Source organism: uncultured Agrobacterium sp. (genome assembly GCF_913777885.1).
GTDB lineage: Bacteria > Pseudomonadota > Alphaproteobacteria > Rhizobiales > Rhizobiaceae > Agrobacterium.
The window spans coordinates 1-17,617 of sequence record NZ_CAJYTV010000022.1 but is presented as its reverse complement, the minus strand read 5'-3'; the positions used below and the strand labels follow the sequence as shown (position 1 = coordinate 17,617).

The 17,617-nt window shown below is 54.3% G+C and carries 15 protein-coding genes and 1 pseudogene; 10 read left to right on the top strand and 6 right to left on the bottom strand.

What is annotated here, in order from left to right; all coding sequences use genetic code 11:
* Positions 1 to 136: 136 nt before the first annotated feature.
* The gene (locus QZ869_RS19800) at positions 137 to 685 is read right to left on the bottom strand and encodes a cupin domain-containing protein (protein WP_296106802.1); all 549 of its coding nucleotides are present in this window, start codon (positions 683 to 685) and stop codon (positions 137 to 139) included.
* Between the two features lie 148 nt (positions 686 to 833).
* Here QZ869_RS19800 and QZ869_RS19795 point away from each other — a divergent pair, with 148 nt between their 5' ends.
* Entirely contained in the window at positions 834 to 2,168 is a 1,335-nt protein-coding gene (locus QZ869_RS19795; protein ID WP_296035474.1) for an aspartate aminotransferase family protein, read from the top strand.
* A 129-nt stretch (positions 2,169 to 2,297) separates the two neighbouring features.
* On the opposite strand, the gene QZ869_RS19790 is transcribed toward QZ869_RS19795, so the two are convergent.
* Entirely contained in the window at positions 2,298 to 3,719 is a 1,422-nt protein-coding gene (locus QZ869_RS19790) for an FAD/NAD(P)-binding protein (protein WP_296106799.1), read from the bottom strand.
* 448 nt (positions 3,720 to 4,167) lie between these two features.
* Between QZ869_RS19790 and repA the strand changes: the two genes are divergently transcribed.
* The 4 genes from repA to QZ869_RS19770 all read left to right on the top strand — a co-directional run bounded on the left by repA (position 4,168) and on the right by QZ869_RS19770 (position 9,455).
* Positions 4,168 to 5,382 (top strand): plasmid partitioning protein RepA, encoded by a 1,215-nt coding sequence (repA, locus tag QZ869_RS19785; protein WP_296015459.1) that lies wholly within the window; start codon positions 4,168 to 4,170, stop codon positions 5,380 to 5,382.
* Positions 5,379 to 6,392 (top strand): plasmid partitioning protein RepB, encoded by a 1,014-nt coding sequence (gene repB / locus QZ869_RS19780; protein ID WP_296015460.1) that lies wholly within the window; start codon positions 5,379 to 5,381, stop codon positions 6,390 to 6,392. The genes repA and repB overlap by 4 nt, the downstream gene beginning before the upstream one ends.
* Before the next feature lie 294 nt (positions 6,393 to 6,686).
* Positions 6,687 to 7,949 carry a plasmid replication protein RepC gene (repC, locus tag QZ869_RS19775; RefSeq protein WP_296106796.1) on the top strand — a complete coding sequence of 421 codons (1,263 nt, stop codon included), beginning with the start codon at positions 6,687 to 6,689 and terminating at the stop codon, positions 7,947 to 7,949.
* Between the two features lie 150 nt (positions 7,950 to 8,099).
* Complete coding sequence (locus tag QZ869_RS19770; protein WP_296106793.1) at positions 8,100 to 9,455, top strand: cytochrome P450; 1,356 nt, start codon at positions 8,100 to 8,102, stop codon at positions 9,453 to 9,455.
* A gap of 58 nt (positions 9,456 to 9,513) precedes the next feature.
* On the opposite strand, the gene QZ869_RS19765 is transcribed toward QZ869_RS19770, so the two are convergent.
* Positions 9,514 to 9,996, bottom strand: a complete 483-nt coding sequence (locus QZ869_RS19765; RefSeq protein ID WP_296106792.1) for a pyridoxamine 5'-phosphate oxidase family protein — start codon at positions 9,994 to 9,996, stop codon at positions 9,514 to 9,516.
* 123 nt (positions 9,997 to 10,119) lie between these two features.
* Between QZ869_RS19765 and QZ869_RS19760 the strand changes: the two genes are divergently transcribed.
* From QZ869_RS19760 to gshB, 4 genes are all read left to right on the top strand, one after another.
* Complete coding sequence (locus tag QZ869_RS19760) at positions 10,120 to 10,563, top strand: PPC domain-containing DNA-binding protein (RefSeq protein WP_296035465.1); 444 nt, start codon at positions 10,120 to 10,122, stop codon at positions 10,561 to 10,563.
* Between the two features lie 272 nt (positions 10,564 to 10,835).
* Complete coding sequence (locus QZ869_RS19755) at positions 10,836 to 12,599, top strand: PAS domain-containing methyl-accepting chemotaxis protein (RefSeq protein WP_296106789.1); 1,764 nt, start codon at positions 10,836 to 10,838, stop codon at positions 12,597 to 12,599.
* Between the two features lie 355 nt (positions 12,600 to 12,954).
* On the top strand, positions 12,955 to 13,569 hold the full coding sequence (locus QZ869_RS19750) for a biliverdin-producing heme oxygenase (protein WP_296106787.1): 615 nt from the start codon (positions 12,955 to 12,957) through the stop codon (positions 13,567 to 13,569).
* A 141-nt stretch (positions 13,570 to 13,710) separates the two neighbouring features.
* Entirely contained in the window at positions 13,711 to 14,667 is a 957-nt protein-coding gene (gene gshB / locus QZ869_RS19745; RefSeq protein ID WP_296015475.1) for a glutathione synthase, read from the top strand.
* 59 nt (positions 14,668 to 14,726) lie between these two features.
* Here gshB and QZ869_RS19740 read toward each other — a convergent pair whose 3' ends face one another.
* Both QZ869_RS19740 and QZ869_RS19735 read right to left on the bottom strand, forming a co-directional pair.
* Positions 14,727 to 14,945 carry a hypothetical protein gene (locus QZ869_RS19740; protein WP_296106784.1) on the bottom strand — a complete coding sequence of 73 codons (219 nt, stop codon included), beginning with the start codon at positions 14,943 to 14,945 and terminating at the stop codon, positions 14,727 to 14,729.
* Between the two features lie 263 nt (positions 14,946 to 15,208).
* Complete coding sequence (locus QZ869_RS19735) at positions 15,209 to 16,096, bottom strand: AraC family transcriptional regulator (protein ID WP_296106782.1); 888 nt, start codon at positions 16,094 to 16,096, stop codon at positions 15,209 to 15,211.
* A 100-nt stretch (positions 16,097 to 16,196) separates the two neighbouring features.
* Between QZ869_RS19735 and QZ869_RS19730 the strand changes: the two genes are divergently transcribed.
* Positions 16,197 to 16,934, top strand: a complete 738-nt coding sequence (locus QZ869_RS19730) for an SDR family oxidoreductase (protein ID WP_296106779.1) — start codon at positions 16,197 to 16,199, stop codon at positions 16,932 to 16,934.
* Between the two features lie 273 nt (positions 16,935 to 17,207).
* Here the strand turns inward: QZ869_RS19730 and QZ869_RS19725 are convergent.
* A pseudogene (locus QZ869_RS19725) lies at positions 17,208 to 17,617 on the bottom strand (methyl-accepting chemotaxis protein); the annotation flags it as partial.

Sequence of the window (17,617 nt, the reverse complement as noted above, 5' to 3'; positions counted from 1 at the left end):
CCGGCTAAATCATGTATCGCGGATAAATGCCCAGAGCGTCTTGCCATGACGGTCTGACATAAAAAATAACCTGAAACTCAGAGATCCAGGCCAAGCAATTGCTGTATGCCATTATGGAACTGTTACGGAAAAGGTGTCAGAAGCTTGGTGGCGTACACGCACTGATCACCTCACATGGCACAGGCCCGACGCACCGAAAAATATGCGGCCGTCTACTCTCGAAATAATAGGCATCACCCGGCCCAAGAATACGACGCTCGTCATCCACAGTGACCTCGAGTCGGCCTGAAAGCACGATGCCACCCTCCTCCCCATCATGCGCCAGAGGCACACGGCCGGTACTGGCGCCAGGCTGGTAGCACTCTTTGAGTATCTGCAGGCTCCTTCCAAACAGGTTGTCGCCAATCTGCCGATAGGAAATCGGACCTTTGCCAATCTCAACTAGTTCCTCGGCAGCATAAAAGGCCTTCCGCGGCTTGTCTGGCTCGAAGGCGAAGAACTCCGCCAGACCGATCGGGATACCGTCCAGTATCCGTTTCAAGGCGCCCACCGACGGGTTGGCCGAATTGGACTCGATGAGAGAAATCGTCGAGTTCGTCACCCCTGCTCGTCGCGCCAATTCCCGCTGCGACAACTTGTGCATTGACCGAAGATGACGCAATCTGTTGCCAATATCGACGCTCATTGAAATCTCCGCGTTTCACATGTTCGGTATAGCGCAAACATAGTCCCTTCCTGCCTGCGAAAACAATAGTTTAGAGACAATCAGAAAAGGACTTGTTTGCAGCCATAAAGTCGCGGATGGATGCATCATCCAAGTCAAGGGGACCCTTATGGACCATCAAAGCAAATCCAACATGCCAAACCTTTCCAATTTCTGGATGCCATTCACGGCGAACCGCCAGTTCAAGGCGTCACCTCGTCTGCTGGCAAGCGCTGAAGGCATGTACTACACCGATATTGACGGCAATCGGATTCTCGATGGAACCGCAGGTTTGTGGTGCGTCAATGCAGGACACGGACGCAAGCGGATTTCAACAGCCGTCGAACGTCAGCTCTCAACGATGGACTTTGCGCCCACCTTCCAGATGGGTCATCCGATTGCCTTTGAGTTTGCCGAAAAACTCGCAGCCCATGCGCCAGGCGGTGCCGCAGCGGAACTGGATCGCGTTTTCTTCACCGGTTCCGGATCGGAATCCGTCGATACAGCGCTGAAAATTGCCATCGCCTATCAGCGTGCCATCGGACAGGGTACTCGGACACGGATCATCGGTCGCGAAAAGGGCTATCACGGCGTGGGCTTCGGCGGTATTTCCGTGGGCGGTCTTGTCAACAACCGCCGGGTCTTTCCGCAAATTCCGGCAGATCATATGCGTCATACGCTCGATGTCGAGCGCAATGCCTTCAGCAAGGGACTTCCCCAGCACGGCCTGGAACTTGCCGAAGATCTGGAGCGTCTTGTCGCTCTGCATGGGGCCGAAACCATTGCCGCAGTGATCGTCGAACCTATGTCCGGTTCGGCTGGTGTGGTCCTTCCCCCGAAGGGATATCTCGAGCGATTGCGCGCCATTGCCGACAAGCATGGCATACTGGTGATCTTTGACGAAGTCATTACCGGATTTGGCCGTCTCGGGCAGCCATTTGCCACGGATTACTTCGGCGTCGTCCCTGACCTGGTAACGACTGCCAAGGGCATTACCAACGGCTCGATCCCCATGGGTGCGGTCTTTGCCAAGCGTTATGTCTATGACGCGCTGATGCATGGCCCCGAAAACCAGATCGAACTTTTCCACGGCTATACCTATTCGGGCCATCCTGTCGCTTGCGCTGCGGGCATTGCGACGCTCGAAATTTACGAGGAGGAAGGTCTTCTCACTCGCGCGGCATCCCTGGCTCAGAAATGGGAAGACACACTGCATGGATTGAAGGGCACGCGGCATGTCATGGATATCCGCAACCTCGGTCTGGTCGGAGCAATCGAGCTTACCCCGCGCGATGGCGCTCCTGGAACCCGCGCCTACGACGTCTTCGTCGACTGCTTCAAGAAAGGCCTCCTCGTTCGTGTCACGGGAGATATCATCGCACTATCTCCGCCTTTGATCATTGAGGAAGAACAGATCGACACAATCGTCTCGACAATCGCCGACGCATTGCAGCGCGCTGCATAATATAAGCTAATGGCTGCCATCCGGGGCGACATCGCGTCCCGGATGGTCAAAAGATCCATTTTTTATCTAAATTTTAATAAATTCATCCCGTTGTTTTTTAACGAGAAAAATCTCGATACCAAAGCTAAATCACGCTTTGCTTTCCACACTTCGTATAGCCGGGTTGGATGAATATGCAGCGCTATTTCGCCGCTTATCCTGAACAATATCTACGATCTTCTCAGACACCTTGAGGGTCTGCACTCGTATGTCAGGCACAGCAGTAATTTCCCAAAACTGCCCCGCTGTCAAGGCACCGACGGCAAAGAGGCCGCGCCGTTCCTGCTTGGAAGGCGCCAGCACAACCGAATCGGTATCAACCTTAATTCCCAGCCCGAGCGGGTCTTTTTCAATCATATCCAGTTCGAGCATTCTCTGCAGCAGTGGAGAATGAGCGATACCGGCGCGCTCCATTCCGGTGCAGTTAACCAGCCAGTCGAATGGCCACAAAACCTCTTTGCTATGTCCTCGCATGCGGTAGGTCAGCGAAGTACCATCGTCGGTTCTGGCTATCGTTCGAACGAACCCCGCGTGAACCTCGACGACACCTTCAGACAGCAGGCCTGCAAAAACCTCATGAACCTGAGGCGCGACGCGGTGGCGATGGACATTCCACCAAGCCAGCGCATGCCTTAGAAAGCGTGATCTTTTCTCTTCATCCATGGACTGCCACAGCTTTTGTGTATGCGGTCGCAAGCCATCCATGACGCCACGCCAATTGGCACCTGCCCTTATCTGTCGGCGCAGGCCGGCAAGCATCTGGCTGATTTCGCCGTCCGAATCCAATTCCGGCTCAATCGGTGCAACCGGGGAAATGCTGTGGCCATGAGGAACCAGGCCTCGGCGAGAAACGACATGGATTTTCCCTCTGTGTCCTTTATTGCGCAAGGATAAGACCTGGTCGATCATGGTGAGCCCGGAGCCAAGGATGCAAACCGTATCATCGACTCCAACCTTGGAAAGCCAGTTGAGACGCCAGGGATTTCTGACCACTCGTCGCAGGAGCGCCATATCGGCCTCTTTTGTTAGTCGCGGTAAACTGGCTGTGCCCACACCAAGACACAGAACCGCGCTTGATGCGGGAAGCACTTTGCCGTCATTGAGATGGAATGCGATCTCGTCGCCTTTCAGCCCAACGCAGGACATCGCCTTTGCCTTGATGAAATCTATGCGCACGCGCTGGCGATGATCGCGCAAGAGAGCCGCCAGCGTATCTCGCAGGTAAAGCCCATAATCGTTACGGCTTGCGAAGGTAAGATTGTCGACATCCCGTCCTCGACTTTTCAGCCAAGCCAGGAAGTCGTCTGGCCGGTCGGGAAATGCACTCATGCGCGCCGCAGGCACATTCAGTCGATGGAGATGCAACTCAGTTCGATATGCGGTCCCGCGACCGAAACTGGAATCCTCGCCAATGACAGCAACAGACGCGCCATCCGGCAAAGCTTGCAACAGATTAGTCACGAGGCTGATCGCTGAAAACCCGGAACCAACAACCGCTACATCATAGATCATAATGGACTCCTCTGCTTACCTAAGACAGAAGAACCTATACGACTTCAGAAATCAAATTAAGACTCATATCCTTTCTGAGTGAAGGACTGCTCCCTCCTTCTACAGATTAGAGTTAGCCGCGGCTAACGACCCAAGGTATCCAGCAGAACGGCAGCGGCGAGCGCACGCAAACATGCAGACTGGCACGGAATTAGCGCCGCGCTTTGCGACCTGATACCCATACGTAGATGGAGGACCGTTGCGAAGTGACTCCCAATCACCGGCCGCATGGGAAGAAACATTGGTTTTTTGATTCAAAAGACCCGCCTACCCCGCTGAAAAGATTCATGTTTGACGAGACAAAAGCCTATTGCGTCCAAAAGAGAATCGGCGCTTATATCCCAGTTGCGGAAAAATTCGATTTCAACGGAAAAAACCGCAACTGAACAAACGAGCGGAAAAGAGAGAAATGACACCTGGTGCCGACCCAAATACTGCTGAAAGAGCGCCCGATCTCACGAGCCTCATCTTACAGCATTCGGCAGCTTTGTCTGCCCAGCTTCAGGCGCATAATGCTCACACTTTCGCGCCGCTGTCTGAAAAGACGATGCGCACCTTTTCTCCCTCCGAAACCGCCAAGCTCATAGGCATCGGCGAAGCCTATCTTCGTCAGATCGCCGCAGAGATGCCTGACCTCAGCGCTTCACAGAGCGGCGGTCGTCGCAGCTACTCGGTCGATGACATTCATGCAATCCGCAAACATCTCGATCAGGGCGCGCGCGGCACGCGACGCTATCTCCCGCACCGTCGTGACAATGAGGCGCTGCAAGTCGTCGCCGTCATGAATTTCAAAGGCGGCTCCGGCAAGACCACGACATCGGCGCATCTGGCTCAGTACTTGGCGCTGCGCGGTTACCGCGTTCTGGCAATCGACCTCGATCCGCAAGCAAGTCTGTCTGCTCTGTTCGGTCACCAGCCGGAACTGGATGTCGGTCCTAACGAAACTCTATACGGTGCTATCCGCTATGATGACGAGCAGCGCCCTGTCGCAGAGATCGTCAGAGGAACCTATATTCCGGATCTGCATATCATTCCCGGCAATCTGGAACTGATGGAGTTCGAGCACGATACGCCGCGCGCCTTGATGCGTCGTGCGCCAGGCGACACCTTGTTTTTCGCCCGTATCGGTCAAGCAATCGCGCAGGTGCAGAACTTCTATGACGTCGTGGTGATCGACTGCCCGCCGCAGCTCGGCTATCTCACTTTGTCGGCGCTTACTGCTGCAACATCCGTGCTGGTGACGGTTCATCCTCAGATGCTGGACGTCATGTCCATGAATCAGTTCCTTGCCATGACCGGCGATCTCCTGTCCGAAATCGGTCGTGCCGGCGCGCGCTCCGATTATCATTGGATGCGTTATCTCGTGACCCGGTTCGAACCGAGCGACGGACCACAGAACCAGATGGTAGCGTTTCTCCGTTCCATATTCGGTGAAAACGTTCTGAACCACCCGATGCTCAAGAGTACGGCTATCTCCGACGCCGGTTTGACCAATCAAACCCTGTTCGAAGTTGAACGTACCCTCTTTACCCGATCAACCTACGATCGGGCACTGGAAGCAATGACCAATGTGAACGCTGAAATTGAAGGCCTGATAAAAAAAGCGTGGGGTAGAACCGCATGAGCAGAAAGCAAATCTTCGCCAATCTCGGCGGCAATAATGCCGATAACAACGAAGCCGCCGCCGAACGTCCGCGTCCGCGCATTCGGCCTATTCTCGGTTCACCTGACCTCGTAAAGGACACCGTCAATTCTCCGGTGGGAATGATCGGGCAGTCTCTGAGCGAGGTTTCCGAACGCAGCAAGCGTGCCGAAGAAATTGAGAAGAAGCTGGCTGAAGGCCTGGCAATCGTAGCGCTCGATCCAGCCGATATCGATCCTTCCTTCATACCAGATCGCATGCCTGCCTCTCGGGAAGCCGATGTGGGGTTAGTCGAGGCGATCCGAGAGCAGGGGCAACAGGTTCCTATCCTCGTTCGTCCCCACCCTGAAACGCCTGGTCGCTACCAAGTTGCTTTCGGACACCGCCGTCTTCGCGCCGTCGCCGAGATCGGCATTCCGGTTCGCGCTGTCGTGCGTGAGTTGACAGATGAACAACTCGTCGTCGCGCAGGGTCAGGAAAACAACGAACGGCGCGATCTAAGCTACATCGAAAAAGCACGTTTCGCACAAAAACTGCAGCTGCGATTTTCGCGCGATACGATCATGGCGGCGATGTCTCTTTACAAGAGCGACCTTTCCAACATGTTGTCCGTCGTTGGACGGATCCCCGATGACATTGTCGACAAGATCGGCCCAGCCCCCGGTGTCGGCCGGAGAAACTGGATGGATCTTGCCGATCAGTTGACGTCCTCGCACGTGAATGAGACCGCACGGTCGTTCCTTGATGACAGTCGCGTCGAAAATCTCGCTTCGGAAGAACGTTTCAAAGCTCTGTTGGAGCATCTCAAACCAAAGGTCGAACCCAAGCGTAGCGGCGTCATGGCATCGAGAAGCGGACAAAAGCTTGCCAAGATCGTCGAAACGGACCGAAAGATCGATATTTCGATTGACCGGAGGGAAGCGCCTGAATTCGCGTCCTTCGTTCTAGAGCATTTGCAGTCTCTGTATGAGGAGTATCGCTCCAAGCAGTGACACCAGCTTTATCGCAGGGTCTAGTGAAGGCTCTGCGGCACGGCCTGTGAAACCACTAACTAAGGCGTGGAGGCAATCTTAAAGGATTCCGCTGCGCTTCAACGAAACCAACAACCGAAACACGAACAGGAGCATCTGGCCCAAAAGAAAAAAGCCCCCGAACGTTGCCGCGCGGAAGCCTTTCTTTGATTTAAGCACCCGAAGAATCTCATTTCCGCGAATCATAGTCAAGAGTCTTGGCATCGAAATCTTTTCGGTGAGCGATTTTCTTTTGCCTTTTTGAAGGTGAAAGACATGAATAGCGCCAATATAGCGACGCCTTTCGGGCGGCGAGGGGTGACTTATGCCCAACTCGCACGTCAGTTTGCGTCTGAAAACATCAATACGGAGCAGTCCATCGACAAGTGGAAGCTGTTTCGTCGAATCTGTGAAGCACGAACAGTTCTGGGTATCTCGGACAGGTCGCTGGCTGTCCTCAATGCATTGCTGAGCTTCTATCCAAAAACCGAGCTCTGCGAAGACAACGGTCTAATCGTCTTTCCTTCCAATGAGCAGCTGTCTTTGCGCGCACATGGAATGTCGGAACAGACCTTAAGACGGCATCTTGCCGCTTTAGTCGACGCAGGACTTATTCTGCGCAAGGACAGTCCAAACGGAAAACGCTACGCTCGAAAGAGCCGCTCCGGCAGCATCAGCGATGCCTTCGGATTCTCGCTATCTCCTCTCATCACCCGTGCCGACGAATTCGAGCAAATCGCCGAAACTCTTGCCGAAGAGCGTCTGCAACTCCAGCGCCTTCGTGAGAAGGTCAGCCTATGCCGGCGAGACATCGTAAAACTTATCGAACTTCTGTCCGAAAATGTGGATTTTGAACGGCTTGAAATCCTGCAAGGACGCTACCGTGTCATCACATCAACCATCGACCGGAAAACGAAGGCGCCACAACTCTCCCTTATTCTCGAGAATTTGAGCGAAATACGCTCTGATATCGCTAAGCTTTTGGAAAACCAGCTAGAAATCGAAAAAACAAGCGTCAATGCCTATCAAAATGAGCGGCTTATACAGAGTTCAGAATCCGAATCCTATTTTGAAAACGGTGACGCTGTGGAAAAACCCAATGCTCAAACCTCAGCCGTTTCGCCAAGCAGAGAGCAAAGGCAGGCATCATCCCCAACTTCCACAACAGCAAACCCTGCCGAAGACCGATATGATCTCCAGACGGTACTGAAGGCATGCCCGGAGATAGCCCTCTACGGCCCCAATGGTGCAGTGAGGAGCTGGATCGACCTCAAAACTGCAGCAAATGTGGTGAAAACTATGCTTTCCATTAGCCAATCTGCCTTTGAGGAAGCGGAAATAGAGATTGGTCCACATGCTACCTATACAATCATAGCGTGCATACTGGAAAGATCGGAGCATATCAGTTCGGCAGGCGGATATCTGCGAAGCCTGATCAAAAAGAAGAATAGCCGCAATTTCTCAGTCCGACCGATGCTGATGGCTCTTCTGCGATCAAGAATGGCTGGAAAATCCTCAACAGTGCCATTCCTGTGCTGAGGATAATCATGATCGAGGACGTCTCTCGCAAGGAAGAACAGACAGCCAACTTCACGCACCAGATGGCCTAACCTTATCGCTTGGTGTTCGAAAGACGATGGCTGGTTCCTATATGGAGGATTAAGCAAACCATGCAGCGGGAGTAGTTCGATGAGCGAACGGAGCCTTTCCATGAAGCCAATGGCACCGGTGACCATAACACCAACGGTAAAAGCCTTGTTGGCACTGATCCGCAATCCATTGGATGCACTGCCTCCCTCGATCTTTTCGGAGCCTTTTGTGTTTTCGAAAACGGCTGGAAGCGTTAAGATTTATCTATCTGATCCCGCGTTGATCCATGAGACACTGGTAACGAATGCCGATGCGTTGGGGAAAGGCGATCAGGTGCGCCGCGCTTTGGGTCCTGCACTCGGCACGGGCCTGCTGACGGCAGATGGCGCACACTGGAAATGGCAGCGCCAATCGGTCGCGAGCGCTTTCCGACCTTCCTCATTGAAGGAACTTCAGCCTGCCATGCTTTGTGCCGCACGCAACGCGCGCGATCGTCTACTCGAACACACACATCAGCCGGTGGATATCGGGCATGAGATGATGAAAACTACCTTCGACATCATTGTAGAGACGATGATGTCCGGGGGACATGGCATCGATGTGGGGCGCGTGGAGCGTAGCATCACCGACTATCTTAGCCCAAGCGGATGGAACTTTGCCCTGAGTGTTGTCGGCGCTCCTCAATGGACGCCTTATCCAGGCCGACGGCGCGCTATGAAGGCTGTCGAGTTTCTGCGTTCGAGCCTGACGACAGTTCTGGAGAAACGCAGGCTCAACAATTCCGGATCAGAGGATCTTGTCTCAATGCTGATCTCCGCAGCTGACCCGGAGACGGGGCGAGAGATGACAGACGTCGAAATCATCGACAATCTTATGACCTTCATCACGGCAGGGCACGAAACGACTGCCCTCGGCCTTGCCTGGACTTTCGATCTGCTGGCCAGACACCCGGAATGTGAAGCCCGCGTCATCGACGAAATTGAAGAGGTCACGCAGGGCAGTGACGTTATGGCACATCATGTTCCAGACCTTCACTACACAAAACAGGTGTTTTCCGAGGCCATGAGGTTGTATCCGCCAGCTCCCGTCATCACAAGAACCGCGCTGAAGGACTTCACGATGGGTGATTTCCTCGTACCGGAGGGAACTGTCATATTCGTTCCAATATACGCCGTGCATCATCACGCGTCGATCTGGAACGAGCCTGAGACATTCGATCCCGACCGGTTTTTGCCGGAAGCAGCCAAGAGCCGCCACCGTTATGCTTATATGCCTTTTGGCGCAGGTCCACGAGTTTGTATCGGTAATGCCTTCGCCATGACGGAAGCCGTCATCATACTCGCCGTCATTCTCCAGAAGCTGCGGTTTCGGACAATAGATAAGACGCCGCAACCGATCATGCGAGTGACGCTACGACCGCGAACCAGTCTTCAAATGCAGGTCGTGCCAGCGTGAGAGTGTATTCAGACCTGAATACGAAAATGGCCAGCCGTTGAGCTGGCCACAGTATCTGTTACATTTTGACCTTGGCGTTCTCGCCCATATCAGGCCGAGTGTTGCTGACCGCCGCCGCGGCCATCTTGATGTAGCTGATTACTGTACCTGGGCTATCCCAGTATTCGGCAGCGGAGGGAGAGACCTTCAAGATTCGGATCGACGGGTCTTCGGCGCTGTCCCACCAGGCTTTGGCCGGTGTGGAAAACAGGTCTCGAATACGTTCTCGGTCGTTCTGAACCTCTGCGGTGCCGGATACTGAAACGTACTTTTGACCCTTCGAGTCGGCAAAGGCAAGGCACACGTTCGGGTAACGCGCGATCTCATCATCCTTGTGACTTGCGACATCGGTGAGGAAATAAAATGCGTTTTCCAGGCGCTCGACCTGAGCCGCCATTGGGCGGGCGCGCAGATCTGAACCTGTCTGGGTGGTCAGCATGCAAAAGCCAATTTTCTCGGCCAGATCCCAAACCTTGGTGGTGTCGTCTTCGATATGTGCCATTCGGCCCTCCTCTAATCGATGATCCAACAACGAGCTTGAGCGAGACATCGTTCCTCACACGGGAACCCCAAAGCGGATCATTTGTTCTGCTGACGAATGGTATAAGTCAACGAGGTATGTTCGATGCGAAGCAAGGAACTTGGCAGGAGCGATCCCTGGAGCGAGCGAAACTTCGTTCTGGTCCTAGATGACGGAGAGGAGGCTTTCGCATCGATCACGCGGTTCTGCGAGGAGAACAACATCACAGGTGCGTCGCTCACCGCAATTGGTGCATTTCGGCAGGCAAATCTCGGCTTTTTCGATTTCAGTCGAAAAAGTTACATCGACATTCCAGTTGAGACACAGTCGGAAGTTTTGAGCGCTATCGGAGATGTAGCCATTGATGATGAAGGACAAGCAAGTGTTCATATGCACGCGGTTCTCGGCTTCTCAGATGGTTCAACCAAGGGCGGCCATTTCATCAGCGGCATCGTTCATCCCACGATGGAAGTCATAATTCGAGAAAGCGCGGTGGCGCTGCGCCGACGGAAGAAGCCAGATCTCGGCATTGCGCTAATCGATGTCTGACAAAAGGTGGTAGGCGCAAACTTGCAAGCGTCTTACAAGAAAGCATCAATCGGGTTGTGAAAATAAGGTCTGCGACAACCACAAAAAACCGCTTAAATCAATGGTCGATCTACGCCTTCTTTGGGGGTTACTGCAACCGGGGATCGAAGCTAACGAAACATATATTTCGACTTAGAGGCGAAACCAGATTAACTTCTTAATCTATTGTCTTTCCTACTTTATTAACTTCGACATGAGAGGATGATCCAAACCGCATTTTGGGAAATCACCTCATGTCATTCTTCTTCAATTCTTATGCTGCCAAAGTCATGGATGCGCTGGATCTCTCCTTTGCGGTCATCGAGTTTGACGTAGAAGGAAATATTCTCAAGGCCAACAAGAATTTCTGCGACTTGATGGGATACTCCGAGGCAGAACTTCTCGGAAAGCACCACCGATTGTTTCTCGACGAGGATTATGCACGGTCCGCAGATTACGCCGAGTTCTGGAATAAACTCAAAGGCGGAGAATTCGTGTGCAGCGAATTCACCCGGCTCGCTAAGAATGGCGCCGAAATCTTTATTCGCGGCAACTACAACCCGGTCAAGAACAGCGCGGGTAAGGTATTGAAAATCATCAAATTCGCGAATGATATCACTCAAACCAAGATGCAGGCGATCGATACCGGAGCAAAGATCGACGCCATATCCAGAGCCCAGGCGGTCATCGAGTTCGACATGAACGGTACGATCCTTGCTGCCAACCAGAATTTTCTGCAGGCGTTGGGCTACACAGCTTCGGAAATCATCGGCAGAAAACACAGTATGTTCGTCGACGCTGCTTTTGCCGCGACCCCGGAATATGCCGATATGTGGCGCAGGCTGAACGCGGGAGAATTTGTCGCCGGCGAGTTCATGAGAGTGGGCAAGGGCGGTCGTACGGTCCATATCCAGGCCTCCTACAATCCTGTCTTCGATTTTAAGGGCCGGGTTCTCAAGGTCGTCAAATTTGCAACGGATGTGACCGATCGCGTCGAAAACGTTGAACGACTGGCCAATTCGCTGACAAGCCTCGCAGAAGGCGATCTGTCCCAGACCATCGACAAACCCTTCATCACAGCGCTCGATAGGCTGCGCTGCGACTTCAATGCTGCTTCGGCAAAGCTGCGCGATGCCATGGCAACCGTGCGCAACAATGCCGAGACTATCGCTGCGGGAGCCCATCAGATACGTACATCCGCCGACGAACTGGCGAAACGCACAGAGCAGCAGGCGGCTTCCGTCGAGGAGACCGCCGCTGCGCTTGAAGAGATTACAACGACGGTGAAGGATTCCAGCCATAGAGCCGAAGAATCCGGTCAATTGGTCGGACGCGCGAAAAACCAGGCCGACCGTTCGGGCGAGATCGTAAACGAGGCCATCGTGGCGATGGACAAGATCAATCAGTCCTCGAGTGAAATCTCCAACATAATCGGGGTGATCGATGAGATCGCCTTCCAGACCAATTTGCTGGCGCTGAATGCGGGTGTGGAAGCGGCACGTGCTGGCGAAGCCGGAAAAGGCTTTGCCGTCGTCGCCCAGGAAGTCAGAGAACTGGCCCAACGTTCGGCCTCTGCGGCAAAAGAAATCAAGACGCTGATCACCGCGTCCGGAGGACAGGTTGCCAATGGCGTGACGCTGGTCAGCAAGGCGGGCGAAGCGCTTCAGCATATTGCGGGTGATGTTCAGCACATCAACGAGGATATCGGCGCCATTATCGAGTCCGCCCGCGAGCAGTCGACGGCACTCAATGATATAAACCGCGCCATCAATCTCGTTGACCAAAGCACGCAGCAGAATGCCGCCATGGTGGAAGAGCAGACAGCCGCCAGCCACGGACTGGCTGAAGAGGCGAAGGCACTCTTCGCATTGCTCGGGCAGTTTCGTTTCGACTACCGCCCGGCTGCAAGTCACTCCTATTCAAGGTCCGTCGCGTCAAAGCCATCTGCTGCCCGCACGGCGCCGAAGTTCGCCACCCAAGGCAACGCCGCGCTGAAAGCTGAATGGACCGAATTCTGATATTGCGCCTTTGGATGCTCTCGACCACCATGATGTGGTAAAAGCGCGTATTCTGGTGGTCTTTTGCTGAAGAAGTATCTTCTTGGAAGGTGTCCGGTTGCAGTGTCGGAAAGAGGCCATTCCAGTGGAGCGTAAGGCTCTAGACGGACGATTCGACACCTGTTCAGCTCGCTATGGTGAGCCTCCAACTTGACTTTGCACGAGCTGGCGTTCCTGATCTCTTCAACAAGCTGAGATCCAAGAGCATTTTTTGCCCATGAATCTACGACATTTAAATTTGACCTTGAGAGGAAAGATTTTTATGTGATGGCGCACTGATGAACGCACAAGCCGATAGACAGGACGACCTGAGACAATGAATAGCGCGAGCCCCGCCATGCATGGCACTGAGATCGAAGCCAGCCGTACGAAGCGTTTGAAGGCTGCAACCCGGGATGCACATGGCGCGCTGGACAGCTTTATCATGACGGCAAAGCCATTCGAGAGCCGCGAGAATTTCGGAAAATTCGTCAAGACACAGTATCTCTTTCACAAGGATCTCGATGCGCTGTTCTTCAATCGGACGCTTGATGAACTGTTGCCGGACCTAAGGGGTCGCCGCCGCATCGGACTGATCGAGCAGGACTTGCAGGATCTGGGGCTTGAGGTTCCTGGCAAAGGCAGCGACCGTTTTCGTCTCGATGACGATATGTTTGATCTGCCGGAAGCGATGGGATGGCTGTATGTGGTTGAGGGATCCAATCTCGGTGCCGCTTTCCTGTTGAAGGATGCGGCCAAACTTGGTCTTGGCGAGGCGTTCGGCGCGCGCCATCTTGCCGGTGCCCCCGAAGGCAGAGGGCTCCACTGGCGCACATTCACCGCAGCGCTCGATGATATCTCGTTGACGGGAGATGAGGAACGTCGCGTCGTTTCTGGCGCTGAGGCTGCGTTCGTCGCGGTCCATAATTACGCCCGACAGATGATGGACTGATACTTGAGGCGAGCAGGCTATGTTAGCCTCTCCTTGCCCGCTGAGGCATGTGAATAAAACTCGCAGATCGCTCTCAACGCGCTGGTTGCCTTTGAAGGAGCTCTGTCCTACATCAGACTGGCTTTTGAAAAGGAACGGCTTATGGCGAAGATCAAGAATGTTGCGATCCAGATGGATCATGTTTCCGGCATCAATATTGCTGGGGATTCGACTTTCGCGATCAGCCTTGAAGCCCAAGCCCGTGGATATCGTCTGTTCCATTATACGCCTGATCGCCTCTCAATGCGGGATGGAAAGATCTACGCGACAGTCGAGCAGATGGAGCTGCGTGACATCAACGGCGACCACTATTCGCTCTCCGAGCCAGAGCGGGTGGATCTGTCGACCATGGATGTCATTCACCTGCGCCAGGACCCGCCATTCGACATGGCCTATATTACCTCCACGCATCTCTTGGAGCGCATCCACCCCAAGACGCTGGTGGTGAACGATCCGGCCTGGGTGCGCAATTCGCCTGAAAAGATCTTCGTGACGGAATTTGCGGATCTGATGCCGGCAACGCTGATCACCAAGGACATTGGCGAAATTGCTCGCTTCCGTCAGGAAATGGGCGATATCATCCTCAAGCCTCTGTATGGAAACGGTGGGGCAGGGGTGTTTCATTCCACACGTGACGACCGCAACTTCTCATCGCTTCTGGAAATGTTCGGCCAGATGTTCCGTGAGCCCTATATCGCCCAGCAATATCTGCCGGATGTGCGCAAGGGCGACAAGCGCATTCTGCTGGTGGATGGCGAACCGGTGGGGGCGATCAATCGAGTGCCTGCAGAAAACGACGCACGCTCCAACATGCATGCCGGCGGACGCCCGGAGCCGACGGAACTGACGGCCCGCGAAAAGGAAATCTGCGAGCGTATTGGCCCAGCGCTGCGCGAACGCGGCTTCCTCTTCGTTGGCATCGATGTCATTGGCACTTACATGACGGAAATCAACGTCACGTCTCCCACCGGCATTCGCGAAGTTAAGAAGTTCGGCGGCGCCGATGTCGCGAGCTTGCTGTGGGACGCAATCGAGCGCAAGCGCGACGCTCAGGGATGATACACCCGTTGCGACCGTCTTCGCCTTGACGTCATCGCATCAGGCTCTAACGCCCAATTTCAGCGGCGAAGTCCCACAATGATGAGAAGGGACGCGACCGCGAGCGGCAGCCATAGGTGCAGGAGGCCGATTGCGCTGAAGACGGGAAACTGTTCTTTACAACCTGTCGGGTTCATACCGCACCCAAGCGGGACAAAAAAGAAGAACCAGACGAAGGTCAGGCACAAAAGCAGCGCCCCCGCGATCAGCAAGATTGTCTTCAACTTAACCTCCGTCATGAGTGACTTCGCCTGCAAAAGCGAAACCCCCTGCCTTCCGCGCTAAAGGTCTGATCGGCATTGTCACTGCCTCGATGAAAGACCGCCAGCGCATCTCGATCATCCGGATCGGCCCCTCACGCTCTTTCTGTTCGTTGCACTTGATTATTGCGGAACCTCTGTACGGTTTTACGTGATACGCTTTACCTGCAAATAAACGAGCCGCCGTTAGACTGATCGCCTCATTCCCATGACGCCGCCGTGAGTCCGGAGAGCTGCAGTCTCTATCGCCCTCTTGGCGTGCGTCCCATCACGCGCTTGAACGCATGGGTGAAAGCGCTTTGCGACGTATAGCCAACAGAAAGCGCGACATCTGAGATGCTGCTTCCCCTCGCCAGTTGCCGCTCTGCCAAGATCATCCGCCATCGTGTTAGATAGTCCATCGGAGCGCGTCCGACGCGTTGTGAAAAGCGAAGCGTGAGAGACGAGCGAGACATGCCGATTTCCCTTGCTAGGGAGTCGATCGTCCATCGGCGGGCGACATCATTATGCATAAGCCTCATCGCCCTTGCTATTCGGGCATCGGCAAGCGCGGCTATCCAGCCGATATTCTCATTGGGGTCGGTGGAAATGTAGGAGCGGATGGCCTCCACGATGAGGATTTCCGCCAACCTCTCCGCTACCAAGCTCCCGCCAACTTTGTCAGCATCCGATTCCTCTTTGAGAGCGGAGAGGGTCCGCGCGATCGAGTGAGCGCTCGCTGAACACGGATCGACCCGCAGAAACGTTGGCAGCGCATCGAGGAGGAATGAAGCGTTAACACTGGCAAACCCGCTGCCGCCACCCATCAGCATTGTCTCAATACGATCTCCCAAACGCACCGTGTTGTGGCCGGAAGGAGCATAGAGCGTCATGCCATCGCAAGGTTCAATATTTGGATGGCTTGCCACCGTGTAGGAGGTGTTGCTGAGCAGGATCACATCTCCTTCAATCAGAGGTTCAGGATCACGATCAGCCAAGATGAGCCAGCATTGCCCGGTCAGGACGGCGATGAATTTTAAGCGCAGCCTTCCATCAAACGATAAGGACCAAGTGCCACCTGCCTCTAGACTGGTGCCGCGCACGCTCTGTGTTTCCAAAACCGATAGGACTTCAGAAAAAGGATCTTTCATTTCGATTTTGGCCGATTGCGACAAAGTACAGGCCTATCAAGCATAGATAGACCGTAAGTGCCACTTTATTCTCGCGGTATTGAAACCAGAGGAGAAGCTTATGACTATCAAAGGCAAAGTCGTCGCCATTACCGGCGCTGGACGCGGCATAGGACGTGCAACGGCGCTTCATCTTGCTTTATGCGGCGCCCGCGTGGTGATCGGGGCGCGCAATGAGACAGAACTGGTGCAGGTTGCTCAGGAGATCGAAAAAGGTGGGGGTGAAGTGGCCCTGTGCGTCACAGATGTGACGAGGCGGTCTGATCTTCAGTCACTCATCAGTCTCGGTTGCAAGCGTTTCGACAGGGTCGACGTACTCGTCAACAATGCCGGTATTGGCCCGATCTCGCGCTTCGATGCGTTGCGCGTGGAGGATTGGGACGCGATGATCGACGTAAATCTCAGAGGTGCTCTCTATGGCATTGCTGCTGCGCTTCCGGTGTTCGCACAGCAAGGAACAGGCCACGTGATCAACGTGATATCCACCGCAGGCCTGAAGATCGTGCCGACCATGGGCGTTTATGCCGCGACCAAAAACGCACTGCGCACCGCGACCGAAGCGCTAAGGCAAGAGTCCGGCGCTAGACTGAGGGTTACAGAAGTATCTCCTGGGTTCATCGATACGAGCTTCACCGATTCATCGATTACCGATCCGGACGTAAAAGCAATGATCAACCAACAGAAGAAACGGTTGGCGATCTCACCGGATGCTATCGCGCGGGCCATTGCCTTCGCCATCGACCAGCCTAAGGATGTCGAAATCGGCAGTATCGTCGTTCGCCCAACCGCGCAGGATTAAAGCATTTTCCAAGCAAGTGTGTGCAGCGGTTTTTCAAAAAACGACATTCAGCAGAACACCGATATAAAGTGTGCCGAACGGGCTTGAAAGATCGCGACACGCTTTTGTGTCAGATGAGGCTCTGTCGCGTCGTGACCTACTGTTCGCGAACTTGGTTCTGGTCGGAAATTACTGTGCCCGCATCCGGAACTGTCGGATGCGGGCACCATAGTGTCGGTCTATCTCAAGAAACGGATTTCCCGCAAAGATCGCCGATGTCTGGATCGTTTTCGATTAGACGGCCTGCCGGAATTCCTCATCCTCTCCGTCCGGTCCTCCCATCGACATGTCAATGGCAAAGCCCTTGGCGCGAGACTGTTGAGCTTGGATGCTGCCGTTTGCAGAAGACTGGCGCGCAGGGACTGCGGGCTTAGCCGTAGGACGTTTCGCTGCGGCTGGCTGACGAACCGCTACTTGTCGAGAGTAGCTATCCGCACGCTCGACCTTGAAGAAGGCAATGCTCGCCTGAAGCTCTTCGGCCTGTGCAGCCAGTTCTTCGGAAGTGGCAGACATTTCCTCGGACGCGCCGGAGTTCTGCTGCGTTACCTTGTCGAGCTGCTGGATCGCTTCGTTGATCTGACTTGCACCGATGTCCTGCTCACGGCAGGCAGCAGAGATTTCCGCGACCAGTTCGGCGGTCTTGC